The organism is Streptomyces sp. S063, assembly GCF_002832675.1.
Classification (GTDB): Bacteria; Actinomycetota; Actinomycetes; order Streptomycetales; family Streptomycetaceae; genus Streptomyces; species Streptomyces sindenensis.
The window spans coordinates 1,222,277-1,235,670 of the sequence record NZ_CP021707.1 but is presented as its reverse complement, the minus strand read 5'-3'; the positions used below and the strand labels follow the sequence as shown (position 1 = coordinate 1,235,670).

8 protein-coding genes and 2 pseudogenes are annotated in these 13,394 nt (G+C 70.8%); 6 read left to right on the top strand and 4 right to left on the bottom strand.

Going from position 1 to position 13,394, the window contains the following annotated elements; all coding sequences use genetic code 11:
• Window positions 1–62: 62 nt before the first annotated feature.
• Together fsxC and fxsT are read left to right on the top strand one after the other, a co-directional pair.
• Window positions 63–1,403, top strand: coding sequence for an FxsC protein (gene fsxC / locus CCZ36_RS05485; RefSeq protein ID WP_024263307.1), 1,341 nt, complete (start codon window positions 63–65; stop codon window positions 1,401–1,403).
• The gene (gene fxsT / locus CCZ36_RS05480; protein WP_079149648.1) at window positions 1,400–5,335 is read left to right on the top strand and encodes an FxSxx-COOH system tetratricopeptide repeat protein; all 3,936 of its coding nucleotides are present in this window, start codon (window positions 1,400–1,402) and stop codon (window positions 5,333–5,335) included. Before fsxC ends, fxsT begins: the two co-directional genes overlap by 4 nt.
• A 48-nt stretch (window positions 5,336–5,383) precedes the next feature.
• On the opposite strand, the gene CCZ36_RS05475 is transcribed toward fxsT, so the two are convergent.
• On the bottom strand, window positions 5,384–6,271 hold the full coding sequence (locus CCZ36_RS05475) for an alpha/beta fold hydrolase (protein ID WP_069738880.1): 888 nt from the start codon (window positions 6,269–6,271) through the stop codon (window positions 5,384–5,386).
• A gap of 448 nt (window positions 6,272–6,719) precedes the next feature.
• Here CCZ36_RS05475 and CCZ36_RS05470 point away from each other — a divergent pair, with 448 nt between their 5' ends.
• Entirely contained in the window at window positions 6,720–7,805 is a 1,086-nt protein-coding gene (locus CCZ36_RS05470; RefSeq protein WP_128817132.1) for an alpha-lytic protease prodomain-containing protein, read from the top strand.
• A gap of 82 nt (window positions 7,806–7,887) precedes the next feature.
• Here the strand turns inward: CCZ36_RS05470 and CCZ36_RS05465 are convergent.
• Window positions 7,888–8,384: pseudogene (locus CCZ36_RS05465) on the bottom strand (phospholipase).
• Window positions 8,385–8,739: 355 nt separating this feature from the next.
• Here CCZ36_RS05465 and CCZ36_RS05460 point away from each other — a divergent pair.
• Window positions 8,740–9,630 carry an esterase/lipase family protein gene (locus CCZ36_RS05460; RefSeq protein WP_128817131.1) on the top strand — a complete coding sequence of 297 codons (891 nt, stop codon included), beginning with the start codon at window positions 8,740–8,742 and terminating at the stop codon, window positions 9,628–9,630.
• Between the two features lie 127 nt (window positions 9,631–9,757).
• Here the strand turns inward: CCZ36_RS05460 and CCZ36_RS05455 are convergent, their stop codons facing one another.
• Window positions 9,758–10,804, bottom strand: coding sequence for a lytic polysaccharide monooxygenase auxiliary activity family 9 protein (locus CCZ36_RS05455; protein WP_128817130.1), 1,047 nt, complete (start codon window positions 10,802–10,804; stop codon window positions 9,758–9,760).
• 208 nt (window positions 10,805–11,012) lie between these two features.
• Window positions 11,013–11,697, bottom strand: a pseudogene (locus CCZ36_RS05450) (response regulator).
• Window positions 11,698–11,812: 115 nt separating this feature from the next.
• Here CCZ36_RS05450 and CCZ36_RS05445 point away from each other — a divergent pair.
• Together CCZ36_RS05445 and CCZ36_RS05440 are read left to right on the top strand one after the other, a co-directional pair.
• Entirely contained in the window at window positions 11,813–12,796 is a 984-nt protein-coding gene (locus CCZ36_RS05445) for a Bug family tripartite tricarboxylate transporter substrate binding protein (RefSeq protein ID WP_128817129.1), read from the top strand.
• On the top strand, window positions 12,793–13,392 hold the full coding sequence (locus CCZ36_RS05440; RefSeq protein WP_128817128.1) for a tripartite tricarboxylate transporter TctB family protein: 600 nt from the start codon (window positions 12,793–12,795) through the stop codon (window positions 13,390–13,392). Before CCZ36_RS05445 ends, CCZ36_RS05440 begins: the two co-directional genes overlap by 4 nt.
• Window positions 13,393–13,394 lie beyond the last annotated feature (2 nt).

The following is a 13,394-nucleotide window of genomic DNA, read 5'->3' as shown; positions in this document are numbered from 1 at the left end:
GGGCTGGAACGCGGCCCGCTCCGGAATGATGAGTTCGCTTGCACTCCCTTCCTCCTTCCGGGATGCGAGTGCTCATACAGGACGGGGGTCGTGTGCACGCATCGACGCAACAGCGAGCGGTGGGCCATCGGCCGTATTTCTTTCTGAGTTACGCCCACACGCCCGGGTACGGCGCCGGCACGGACCCCGATATGTGGGTCGAACGGCTTTTCCAGGACCTCTGCGGCCATGTGATGGCCATGACCGACTTACCCGCCGGCGCGCCCGCGGGATTCATGGACCGGGAGATACGCTCCGGGGAGGGCTGGTCGGAACGGCTCGGCGACGTCCTCGCCACCTGCCGGGTCTTCGTTCCGCTGTTCTCACCGCGCTACTTCGCCAGCGAGATGTGCGGCAAGGAGTGGTACGCCTTCGAACAGCGGGCCATCCACCACCGGGCCCGCTCCAACCAGCCGGCCGAGGCCATCGTCCCCGCTCTCTGGGTGCCGGTGCCCCCGAGCCAACTGCCGGGATCCGCCGAGCGGTTGCAGTTCAACCACCGCGACTTCGGCGAACGGTACGTCAGCGACGGCCTCTACGGTCTGATCAAGCTCAGACTCTTCGCCGAGGAGTACGAACGGGCCGTCTACGAGCTGGCCAAACGCATCGTCAGCGTCGCCGACTCGGTCCGCATCGACACCGGGCGGCCCGTCGACTACCGCCTCGCCCCCAGCGCCTTCGGCTCCCCCAGCAGCGGAGTCGGCGCACCCCGGCCGATGCAGATCACCATCGCGGCGCCCACCCGCCACGATCTGCCGGAGGGCCGCAACAGCGACCACTACGGCGACCATCCCCAGGACTGGAACCCGTACTACCCCGCCTCCGCCCGGCCGCTGGCCTATGTGGCCGAGGAGCTGGTCCGCTCGCTCAACTACCAGGCCGTCATCACCTCGTTCGACGAGGACCGGCACGACGGCAAGGCCCCGCCCAGCACCCCCGAGATCCTGCTCGTCGACCGCTGGGCCCTGCGGGACGAGGACCACTGCCGCAGGCTCGCCGCCTTCGACGCGGAGAACCGGCCCTGGGTGACCATGGTCGTCCCGTGGAGCCGCGACGACCACCAGAGCAGAGCGGCGGAGACCGAGCTCACCGAGAAACTCGAAGCGGTCATGCCGGTCAAGATGGGCCAGGGACGGGCCCTCTGCCGGGCCGCCGCGAAAGGAGTGCCCACCATGGAGGCGTTCGGTCAACTCCTGCCCCAGGTGGTCGAGGTGGCCGCCCAGCAGTACCTGAAACACGCGAAGGCCTACCCGCCCGGATCCGGCGGCGGATCCGGCGAGCGGACCCGGCTCACCGGCCCCATGGGCAACACGAGCTACATACCCGACCCGCACGACCCTGCGACGGAAGCGGAGGACCTATGAGTGCCGGTCGTGACGGGCGCATCGTCACCTTCTACTCGTACAAGGGCGGCACCGGGCGCACCATGGCGCTCGCCAACGTCGCCTGGATCCTCGCGGCCAACGGCAAGCGGGTCCTGGCCGTCGACTGGGACCTGGAAGCCCCCGGACTCCACCGGTTCTTCCACCCCTTCCTCGACCCGGCCACCCTCGGCGCCACCACCGGCGTGATCGACCTGATCACCGAGTACGCCTGGGCCGCGACCAGCCCCGCCCAGCGCGCCGACGACTGGCACCGCGACTACGCCCGCATCCAGCCGCACGCCGTGTCGCTGACGCCGGAGTCGCTCGGCTGGGAGTTCCCGCAGGGCGGCACGCTCGACTTCGTCTCCGCCGGACGGCAGAACCGCGAGTACAGCGCCACCGTCTCCACCTTCGACTGGGACAACTTCTACGACCGGTTCGGCGGCGGCCACTTCTTCGACGCCCTGCGCGACGACATGAAGGCCAACTACGACTACGTCCTCATCGACAGCCGGACCGGCCTCAGCGACATCGCCGACATCTGCACCGTCCACCTCCCGGACGTGCTCGTCGACTGCTTCACCCTCAGCGACCAGTCCATCGACGGCGCGGCCTCGGTCGCCCGCCAGATCGCCGAGCGCAACACCGGCCGCCCCATCGCCCTCTACCCCGTGCCGATGCGCATCGACGAGGGCGAGAAGGAGAAGGCGGACGCCGGACGCGCGCTGGCCCGGCTCAAGTTCGACCGGCTGCCGCGCGATCTGTCCGGCGACGAACTCACCGCCTACTGGGGGGCGGTGGAGATCCCGTACCGGCCCTACTACGCCTACGAGGAGACGCTGGCCACCTTCGGCGACGAGGCCGGGCTCACCAACTCTCTGCTCTCCGCCTTCGAACGGCTCACCGCGGTCATCACCGACCGGGAGATCACCTCGATGCCCCCGGTCGGCGAAGAGGTCCGGCTGCGGATCCGCGACGCCTTCACCCGGCGCAGGCCCGCCCTGCCCGCCGATCTCCACCTCAGCTATGTGGCCGAGAACCGGATGTGGGCCGACTGGCTCGAATCGATTCTCACCCGGGCCGGCTTCCGGGTCGTTCCGCGCGACGTCTCCGCCGAACGCCCCCCGGAGGAGCCGGCCGACACCACCACCGAGAACGCCGCCCGCACCGTCGTCCTGCTCTCCAGCGCGTATCTGAAGTCCCAGCGCGCGGTCGAGCTGTGGGAACGGACCGCCGCCGAGGCCGTCGGCAGCGGCCGCCGCCGGCTGGTCCCGCTGCGGATCGGGGACGTACGCCTGACCTCCCCGTACATCGACCGCAACCCGGTCGACCTCTTCCGGCTGGACGAGGTGCACGCCACCACCGCCGTGATGCGGGCCCTGGACCGCCCGGTGCAGGTGGCCGACGGCGTCTCGCCCGGTCCCCGCTTCCCCGGCACCGTACCGAGGATCTGGAACGCGCCGCCCCGCAACCCCGGCTTCACCGGCCGCTCGCTCGTCCTGGAGCGGATGCGCGACCAGCTCGGCGGCGGCCTGGCCGTCGTCCTGCCGCAGCCGCAGACCCTGTACGGACTCGGCGGCGTCGGCAAGACCCAGGTGGCCCTGGAGTACGTGCACCGCTTCATGGCCGACTACGACCTGGTCTGGTGGATATCGTCCGAGCAGCCCGACGACGTCGTCGCCTCGCTCGCCGAACTCGCCACCCGGCTCGGCGCCCAGGGCGGCGACGACATCGCGGCCGCCTCCCAGGAGGCCGTCGACCTGCTGCGGCGGGGGGTGCCCTCCGACCGCTGGCTGCTGGTCTTCGACAACGCGGACGACCCCGAGCAGCTGCGCCGCTACTTCCCGCAGGGCGGTTCCGGCCACATCCTGGTGACCTCCCGCAACCAGAGCTGGTCCCAGCACGGGGACGCGCTGCCCGTGGACGTCTTCCTCCGCGAGGAGTCCATCGAGCACCTCCAGCGCCGGGCCCCGGGGCTCAGCGACGAGGACGCCGCCCAGGTGGCGACCGCGGTGGGCGACCTGCCGCTCGCCGTGGAGCAGGCGGCCGCCTGGATCGCGGAGACCGCCACCCCCATCGACGCCTATCTCGAACAGCTCGCCCGGCAGGCGCCCCAGGTCCTCGCGCTCAACCAGCCGGCCGGCTACCCGGAACCGGTCGCCGCGACCTGGAACATCTCCATCGCCCGGCTCAAGGAGCGCTCGCCCGCCGCCGTCCGGCTGCTCCAGCTCTGCGCCTTCTTCGCGCCCGAGCCGATCTCCGCGAACCTCCTCTACAGCAAGGAGATGATCGACGCGCTGAAGCCGTACGACTCCTCGCTCCAGGAGAAGCTGGTGCTGGGCCGGGTCATCCGGGAGATCGGCCGCTTCGCCCTGGCCAAGGTCGACCAGGTCTCCAACTCCATCCAGGTGCACCGCCTCGTCCAAGCCGTGATCAAGGCGCAGCTCAGCGAGGAGGAGCAGCGCGAGGCCCGGCACGTCGTCCACCGCATCCTCGCCGGGGCCCGCCCCGACGACGACGAGCCGATAGACAATCCGGAGACCTGGCCGCGCTTCGCCACGATCTGGCCGCACCTCGGCCCCTCCGACGCCCGCAACTGCAAGGAGCCGGAGACCCGCAGGCTGCTGATCGACCGCGTCCGCTACCTGTGGAAGCGCGGCGACATCAGGACCGCCTGGGCGCTCGGCGAGGATCTGCGCGAGCTCTGGCGCGACAAGCTGGGGGAGCGCGACCTCCAGTACCTGTACCTCCGCTTCCACCTCTCCAACATCCTCCGCACGCGCGGCCGTTACGTGGAGGCGCGAGAGCTGGACGAGGTCACCCTGGAGCGGCAGCGGGAGGTGCTGGGACCCGAGCATCCGCACACGTACATGACCACCAGCAGCCTGGCCATCGACCTCGGGCTGCTCGGGGACTACGCGCGGGCGATCGAGATGGCGACCGAGGCCCACGAGGGGTTCGGGCAGATCTTCCACGACTCCCACCCCCGGACCCTGGCCGCCGCCAACAACCTCGCCCTGAACCTGCGCAGCGTCGGCCAGTACGCGCGGGCCCGGGAGATCGACCAGGACGTCTACGACCTGCGCACCCAGGTGCTCGGACCGGACCACCCCTACAGCCTGTCCTCCGCCATGAACCTGGCGCGCGACCTGCGGGAGGTCGGCCGGTACGAGGACTCGGTGGGGCTGCTCAGCACGACGTACAACAGCTTCAAGGAGACGATGGGCCGCACCTTCCCCACCACGCTGAGCGCCGCGAAGAGCCTCGCGGTGTCGCTGCGCAGGGCGGGCCGGCTGGAGGACGCCCGCCGGCTCACGGTGGCGACCCGCGCCCGCTACCGGGCGAAGTACACCGTCGCCAACCCCGAGTCGCTGGCCTGCGACCTCAACCTGGCGGCGGACCTGTTCGCGGCGGGCGAGAGCGCCGAGGCGCTGGAGACCGCGCAGGAGGTCGTCGACCAGTACATGAAGGTGCCGGGGGAGAAGCACCCGTACACCCTGGCGGCGCAGAACAACCTCGGCGTCTACCTGACGGGCGTCGGCGAGGCGGAGGCGGCGGAGCGGGTGCTGACGCAGGTCGTCGCCGCCATGCGGGAGGCGTTCGGCCGGGAGCACCCCAACACGTTGTTCTGTGTGATGAACCTGGCGAGCGCGACGGCCGACCGCGGCGACCTGGACATCGTGCTGGAGACCGAACGGCGGCTGTCGGGGCAGTTGCGCGACGCGCTCGGGGCGCACCATCCGGAGACCCTGGCGATGACGTCGAACATGGCGGTCACGCTCGATGCGATGGGCCGGGAGGACGAGGCGGGGCAGTTGCGGTCGGAGATCGTCATGGAGCTGTCGCGCCAGCTCGGCGACGACCATCCGCTGGCCCGGATGGCCCGCACCGACGAGCGTTTCCGCCGGGAGCTGGAGCCGATGCCGGTGTGATCCACCGCGCGCCGGGAGGCTCGTCCTCCCGGCGCGCGGCGGCCGGCGTCAGTTCCCGCCGCAGTGCTCCCGCTCGTCCAGCAGCCAGTCGAGGATGCGGGGGAGCATGGGGAACGCGTCGAAGTGGGCCGCCTTCGGCTCCAGTACGGTGGTGGCGCCCGGGATCTGCCCGGCCAGCCAGCGGGAGTGGCCGACCGGGGAGAAGACGTCCTTCACTCCGTGCCAGAGAAGCACCTCGCCGGTGATCCGGGACGGATCGAACCCCCAGGGGCGGCAGAACGCGATGGCGTCGTCGATCCAGCCGTACGCCGAATGACGCAGCCCCTCGCTGAAGTTGCGCAGCAGCATGGACCGGATGCCCGCGTCGTTGACCACCAGCCGGTCGGAGTCGGTCAGCTCCCGGCGCAGATCGTCCAGCAGCCGGACCGGATCCCGCCGGATCTGCGCCGAGCGGTCGATGAAGGACCGCGCCAGGGACTCCGGGTCGTCGGCCGCCGTGGAGTACGCCAGCACGTTGGACGCGCTCATCCCCTCGAACCAGTCGAGACCGGCCGCGTCCCGGGGCGCGAGACTGACCAGGGCCGCGGTCCGGGTGACCCGTTCCGGCATCAGGGCCGCGCAGGCCAGGGCGTGCGGGGCCCCGCCGGAGCGGCCCACCACGGCGAAGCGCTCCAGCCCCAGCGCGTCGGCGATCGCGCGGACGTCCCCGACGACGTCGCTGATCCGTCGGCCCTCGTGGCGGTCGCTGCCCCCGTAGCCCGGGCGGTCGTAGGCGATGAGCTGCGTATGACGTTGGTAGAGGACCATGCCGCGGGGCGCGGGGCCGAGCCTGCTGCCCGGGGTGCCGTGCAGGAGGAAGACCGGTCTTCCCCGGGGATCGCCCATCCGCTCGACCATCAGATGCCGCCCGTCCGCCGCGCGCACCCGATCGCGCACCCGTGCCTCCCCCGCTCGGTCACCCGGTCGCCCGGCGGGCCCGGACCCGATGCGCTCCCGGTGCCTGCCGCCGTTTCGATGATGACCCATCAGGGGCGTTACGGGGACCGTTCGTCGACGACGAACTGTGAAGGTCCTGGGCGGCCGTCGGCGGAGGATTTCCGTCGCCATCCGGACGGACCGCACCATCATCCGGACCGAGGGGGCGAATATCGGACAGGACTAGTCCTCACCCTGGGGCCGTCGACGGTTGCACCGGGTGTTTGCGAAGGGAACCGACATGGCATGACCGAGGGTAAGTGAACGACCCGAGGGTGAAGCGTCGGTGTCGTGTGCACGTCCGGAAGTCGGCCTTGTGCGCGTTTCCCGGCCTCGGAATAGTGGGCGCCCCATCCTCCGTGTACGGGCACCCCACATGCTCCGTGCGCGGCCCCACAGGAGGTCGAAGTTGAAGCATCGACGCATATCCAGGAAGCGCGCGACGCTGGCCGGCTCGGCTGTCGTCGCCCTGGTCGCAGCGGGATTCACGTTCCAGTCTGCGAACGCCAGTGACGATGTGCCGCAGTTCGCGGCCAAGACCCTCAGCGCGGGCGCGGCCGGAAAGCTGGCCGACACCCTGGACCGTGATCTGGGTGCGGACGCGGCGGGCTCGTACTACGACGCCTCGGCGAAGGCCCTCGTCGTGAACGTCGTCGACGAGGCCGGCGCCGAGCAGGTCCGCCAGGCGGGCGCCAAGGCCAGAATCGTGGAGAACTCCCTCGCCGAGCTGAAGTCGGCCCGGCAGACCCTCACCGACAGGGCGACGATCCCGGGCACCTCCTGGGCGGTCGACCCGGTGACCAACAAGGTGAAGGTCACCGCCGACAGCACGGTCGACGGCGCGGCTTGGGAGAAGCTCTCGGCCGTGGTCGACGGTCTCGGCGGCAAGGCCGAACTCTCCAAGACCAAGGGGGAGTTCAAGCCGCTGATCGCGGGCGGCGACGCGATCTTCGGCTCCGGCTCCCGCTGCTCGCTCGGCTTCAACGTGGTCAAGGACGGCGAGCCGTACTTCCTGACCGCCGGCCACTGCACCGAGTCGGTCACCAGCTGGTCGGACTCCCAGGGCGGCGCGGAGATCGGGGCGAACGAGGGCTCCAGCTTCCCGGAGAACGACTACGGCCTGGTCAAGTACACCTCGGACATCGAGCACCCGAGCGAGGTGAACCTCTACGACGGCTCCACCCAGGCGATCACCCGGGCGGGCGACGCGACGGTCGGCCAGGCGGTCACCCGCAGCGGCTCCACCACCCAGGTGCACGACGGCGAGGTCACCGGCCTCGACGCCACGGTCAACTACGGCAACGGCGACATCGTCAACGGCCTCATCGAGACGACGGTCTGCGCCGAGCCGGGCGACAGCGGCGGCGCCCTCTTCGCGGGCGACACCGCGCTCGGTCTGACCTCGGGCGGCAGCGGCGACTGCTCCTCGGGCGGTACGACCTTCTTCCAGCCGGTCCCGGAGGCGCTGGCCGCCTACGGCGCCGAGATCGGCTGACGCACCACCGTACGACGGCAGTGAGGAAGGGGCCCCGGTACTACGCCGGGGCCCCTTCCCGTATGTCCTGACGCGGTCGGGTTCAGGCGGCCTGCGGCAGATTGCGCGTGCCCGCGTCCGCCGGGGAGACGCCGAAGATCTTCACGGCCTGGTAGTAGGTCCAGGCGGTGCTGTTGCACGAGGTCTTCGTCGCGCCCGAGTAGCGGGCGCACACGCGCTTGAGGTCCTCGTAGAAGGCGGAGTCGATCCGGGCCTTGTTGGCGGAGAACGTGCCTGCGGCCTTGTAGTTCCGGTACCCGAAGTCGTGGCGGGCGCAGGAGTTCTGGAAGGGGAAGCCGAAGGGGTTGTCGGGGAGGTGCTGCAGTAGTCCGTCGACCAGTTGAAGCCGTACGCCGCCCAGGCGCCCTGGTTGTTGCGGGCCGCGTTCCAGGCGTTGTAGCTGGTGGCGCTCGTCTGGGTCCAGGAGCTGAGCACCTGGGGCTTGTCGGCGGGGGCGGCCGATGCGGAACCGGCGGTGCCCAGGGCGAGGGGGAGTGACAGGGCGACAGCGGCGAGCGGAACCGTGAAGCGACGACGCATGGACGACCTCCGTGGGGGTGAATGGAGTTGCTCCTGAGGTGCTCCTCGTCGGGTGGTGCGAGGAGCAGGAACAGAATGTCGTCATGGACCCGTCATGCCTAGGTGTTCGGCCCGCAGAACATCAAGATAGGGGTGGGGTGGGAGGGTGCGTCGATCCGGCGGCCCGGGCGGGGTCGGAAGCGGCCGGGGATCCCCACTACGTGATCCGGGTCGGGGCCGTGCCAGTTTTTACCGACGCGTAACTTCCCTCGTCCGCTTACTCGTGCGTAATTTGGCATGAGCACGTACAGCTTGTGGTCCGGGCCACAGGGCGCACCGCCATCGCACCTCCCTTGAGCCGCAAGGAGACCACACGATGCTGCCCTGGATCCGTGCTGCGCGCGTTCCCCGCACGCGCAGCCTGCTCGCCGCCCTGCTTCTCGCCCTCACCGTTCTCGTCGCCCCCACGGCGACCGCGAGCGCGGCCCCGGCCGCCGAAGCGGCCACCTCGCGAGGCTGGAACGACTACTCCTGCAAGCCCTCCGCCGCCCATCCCCGGCCCGTCGTCCTGGTCCACGGAACCTTCGGGAACTCGATCGACAACTGGCTGGTCCTCGCCCCCTACTTGGTCAACCGGGGCTACTGCGTCTTCTCCCTCGACTACGGCCAGCTCCCCGGCGTGCCGTTCTTCCACGGTCTCGGGCCCATCGACAAGTCCGCCGAACAACTCGACGTGTTCGTCGACAAGGTGCTCGACGCCACCGGAGCCCCGAAGGCCGACCTCGTCGGCCACTCCCAGGGCGGCATGATGCCCAACTACTACCTGAAGTTCCTCGGCGGCGCTGCCAAGGTCAACGCCCTCGTCGGCATCGCACCGGACAACCACGGCACCACGCTGCTCGGCCTCACCAAACTGCTGCCGTTCTTCCCCGGCGTGGAGAAGTTCATCAGCGACAAGACCCCCGGGCTCGCCGACCAGATCGCGGGATCGCCCTTCATCACCAAGCTCACGGCGGGCGGCGACACCGTACCCGGTGTCCGCTACACCGTCATCGCGACCACGTACGACCAGGTCGTGACCCCGTACCGCACGCAGTACCTGGACGGGCCGAACGTACGCAACGTGCTGCTCCAGGACCTGTGCCCGCTCGACCTCTCCGAGCACGTCGCGATCGGGACCATCGACCGCATCGCCTTCCACGAGGTGGCCAACGCCCTCGATCCGACCCGCGCCACTCCGACCACCTGCGCCTCGGTCATCGGCTGACCCACCGCACGACAACGGGCCGGGGTCCGACGTCCGAGGGTACGGACGGCGGACCCCGGCCCGTCATGTCCTGCCGCGCCCGACGTCCCGGAGGGACGCGGCAGGGGTACGGAGAGGGGCGCCGCGGTCAGCGGCTGTGGCGCCCCGTCGCGGCGGCGGCCCGGCGGCGCTGCGAGGCGAACAGCACGGCCGCACCGGCGGCGAGCACCCCGGCGCCCCCGATCGCCAGGTAGGTACTGCTGCTGGAGCCACCGGTCTCGGCCAGCACCTCGTCCTCGCTCGCGGCGTTGACCTCGGGGGCATTGCCCTCGGCCTCCTTCTCCGGAGAGGCCGGAGCGGCGGCGGTCACCTTCGCCCCGGTGTTCGCGTCGTCGTCACCGTGGCCGTTGTGCTCGACGGAGGACTTCGCGGCGCCCTCGGTGATGGCCTCCTCGGACGGAGCGGAGGGAGCCGGCGCCGGAGCCCCGGCACCGGCGTCACCGCCGGAACCCTGCTCCCCCTTCCCCTCTTCCTTCTCCGCCGAACCCCCGCCCGCCGAACCCCCGCCGAACGTCACGTCGGAGCAGGCGTAGAACGCCTCGGGAGAGTCGGAACGCTGCCAGATCGTGTAGACGAGCTGCCGCCCGGAGCGCTCGGGAATCGTCCCGTCGAAGACGTACGAACCGTTCTCCAGCACCGGGTCGGTGACCTCGGCGAAGGGCTTCGCCTCCAGGTCCGACCAGGCCAGCGGCTTCGTGGCGTCATAGCCGGGCTTCGTCATGTACAGCTCGAACGAGCCCTTGTGCGGGGCCGTCGCCCGGAACCGGAAGGTGTGCTTGCCCGCCGACAACGCGGTGGCCGGCCAGTCGGCGCGCGGCAGGTCCAGGCCCTTGAACGTGTCGTTGGCCGCGCTGCAGAGCTTGCCGTCCGGGATCAGATCACGGTGCTTGCCCGCCGCGTTGGCGATGTTCACCCCGTTCCAGTCGTACAGCGCCTGCGTACCCCCCGCCGCGACCGCCGCCTTGCACGCCGCCGACTTCGGACTCTCCGGCCCCTCCGCGAAGCACGCCGACACCCGGCTCACCGGGTCGGTCAGCGAACCGTGCGCGACGGCCGGCGTGGCGGTCAGCCCGGCCAGCGCGAGCGGTGCGAGTCCGAGAGCGAGGACTCCGGCGGCCTTGCGACGAGCGGTCATGGATGGATCTCCTTCGATACGGCACTGCTGTCGGGGGTGGCGATCAGCAAGCTAGCCGCTCGGAAGGGCGAAAACCCCTGTTGGGAGGGGGTGATGGCGATCCTTATGGTGCGTTTAAGGAGCGGTTAGGCGTGGGCTCAGGAACCGGGCCGGGCTCCGTGCCGGGGCGCCTCGGGCGGGTGCGCCAGCGGCGGGGCCCCGTGGCTCCTCACCCCTTCCACCGGTACCGCCGCTCCGGCCGCCCCGTCCCGCCGTACCGCAAGGTCACCTCCGCGCGGCCCGTTCCGGCGAACCACTCCAGGTAGCGGCGCGCGCTCACCCGGGACAGCGATCCCGCCTCCGCGCACTCCGAGGCCGACAGGCCCCGGGTGGTTGCGCAGGGTGCGTTCCACGAGGTCGGCCGTGGGGGCGGCCAGGCCCTTCGGCAGCTCGCGGGAGCCGGGCGGGCGGGTGCCGAAGATCTGGTCGACGTCCTCCTGGCGGGCCTCTCCCAGCTCGTCCAGGCGGGTGCGCAGGGCGGCGACATGGCGCAACTGCTCCTGGAGGGCGGAGCGGTTGAATGGCTTGATCAGGTAATGGAGGGCTCCGGCCCGCAGCGCCGCCCGGATCACCCCCGCGTCCTTGGCCGCCGTGATGAACAGGGCGTCCGTGCTGGGGCGCGACGCGTCCCGCTCCTCCGCCGTGCGCAGGGCGCGCAGCACGTCGATCCCGTCCATGTCGGGCAGGTAGATGTCGAGCAGCACCAGATCGGGGTGCAGCCGCTCGGCGGCCCGCAGGGCATCGGCGCCGTTGTGCGCCACCCCCACCACCGTAAAACCGTCCATCGCGGACACATAGCGGCCGTGCAGTTTCGCGACCATGAAGTCGTCGTCCACCACCAGCACCGTTGTCACGCCGCCACGCTAGGCCGCGACCTCAATGACCACAACGTCCGTTGATACCGGAAGAGAGACAGCTTCTTAACGCGCAGGCAACATGTGGGCCACTTCACAGCGAAAGGCGGAACCTGTGCGACTGCGCACTCTCCTCGCCCTGTTCGGGGCCGCATTGCTCGTGGTGGTGGGGCCACCCCTGCTCTCCACCGATGGCGGCTCCGACACCGGCACTCAGATTCCCGGGCTCCGCTTCATGGTCCCCAACACCCCCGGCGGCGGTTACGACATCACCGCCCGCACCATGGCCAAGAACGCCGAGGACGCCGGACTCACCCACAACATCGAGGTGTTCAACCTGCCGGGCGCCGGCGGAACGGTCGGCCTGACCCGGCTCGTCGGTGAACACGGCAACGGCAAGCTCGCCCTCTCCATGGGCCTCGGCGTCGTCGGGGCCGTCCACACCAACAAGTCTCCGAGCACCCTCGCCGACACCACCCCGATCGCCCGGCTCACCGAGGAGCCCGGCATCGTGGTGGTGGCCGAGAACTCGCCCCACCGCACCATCGCCGACCTCCTCGCCGCCTGGAAGAGGGACCCGGCCCGCGTCCCGGTCGGCGGAGGTTCCTCGCCCGGCGGCCCGGACCACCTCGCCCCGATGCTCATGGCGCAGGCCGCCGGAATCGCCCCGAAGACGGTCAACTACGTGCCGTTCGACGGCGGCGGCGAGCTCCTCGCCTCCATCCTCGGCGACAAGGTCGGCTTCGGGGTCTCCGGCCTCGGCGAGTACCGCGACCAGATCGAGGCGGGCGAGCTGCGGCTGCTCGCGGTGACCGGACCCGAGCGGGTGCCGGGCTTCGACGCCCCCACCCTGCGCGAAGCCGGACTCGACACCGAGTTCACCAACTGGCGCGGCATCGTCGCCCCGCCCGGCCTCTCGGACGCCGAACGCGACAAGCTCACCGGCCTCATCCGCGAGCTCCACGCCTCGAAGGAGTGGAAGGAGTCGATGAAGAAGAACGGCTGGGACGACGCCTTCCTCGCCGGTGAACCCTTCGGCGCCTTCCTCGACGAGCAGGACCGGCGCGTCGCCACCGTCCTCAAGGAGCTGGGACTGTGACCACCGAATCGACAGAACCCGCCGGGTCCACCGGACCCGCCGGACCGGCCGGGACCGCCGGACCGGCCGGGACCGCCGAATCCGCCACAGCCGGCGGCGGTGCCCGCGCCTGGCTGCGCGAACGCTCCGAACTCGGCGTCTGCGTCCTGCTGTTCGCGCTCGGCGTGCTCGTGCTCACCGACGCCCTCACCATGGACGTCGACATCGCCCAGCGCGGCCCCATCGGCCCCCGCACCGTCCCCTTCGTCGTCGGCGCCGGGCTCCTGCTGGTCGGGGCCCTGCTCGCCGTCGACGTCCTGCGCGGCGGACGCGGCGAGGCCGAGAGCGGCGAGGACGTCGACCTCGACGAACCCGCCGACTGGCGCACCGTCCTCCTGCTCACCGGAGTCTTCCTCGCCACCGCCGTCCTGATCGGCCCGCTCGGCTTCCCGATCGCCGGGGCGCTCCTCTTCTGGGGGGCCGCCTACGCGCTGGGCAGCCGCCACCACGACCGCGATCCGCTCATCGCCGCCGGGCTCTCCCTCTTCACCTACTTCGTCTTCGACAACCTGCTCGGTGTCCCCCTTCCGGGCGGCCCGCTGATGGGGGTGCTCTGACC

Coding starts and splice junctions, on each gene's coding strand:
- CCZ36_RS05460 (WP_128817131.1), top strand. CDS start 8,740: ATGCTGCCCTGGATCCGTGCTGCGCGCGTTCCCCGCACGCGCAGCCTG.
- fsxC (WP_024263307.1), top strand. CDS start 63: ATGCGAGTGCTCATACAGGACGGGGGTCGTGTGCACGCATCGACGCAA.
- CCZ36_RS05455 (WP_128817130.1), bottom strand. CDS start 10,804: ATGACCGCTCGTCGCAAGGCCGCCGGAGTCCTCGCTCTCGGACTCGCA.
- fxsT (WP_079149648.1), top strand. CDS start 1,400: ATGAGTGCCGGTCGTGACGGGCGCATCGTCACCTTCTACTCGTACAAG.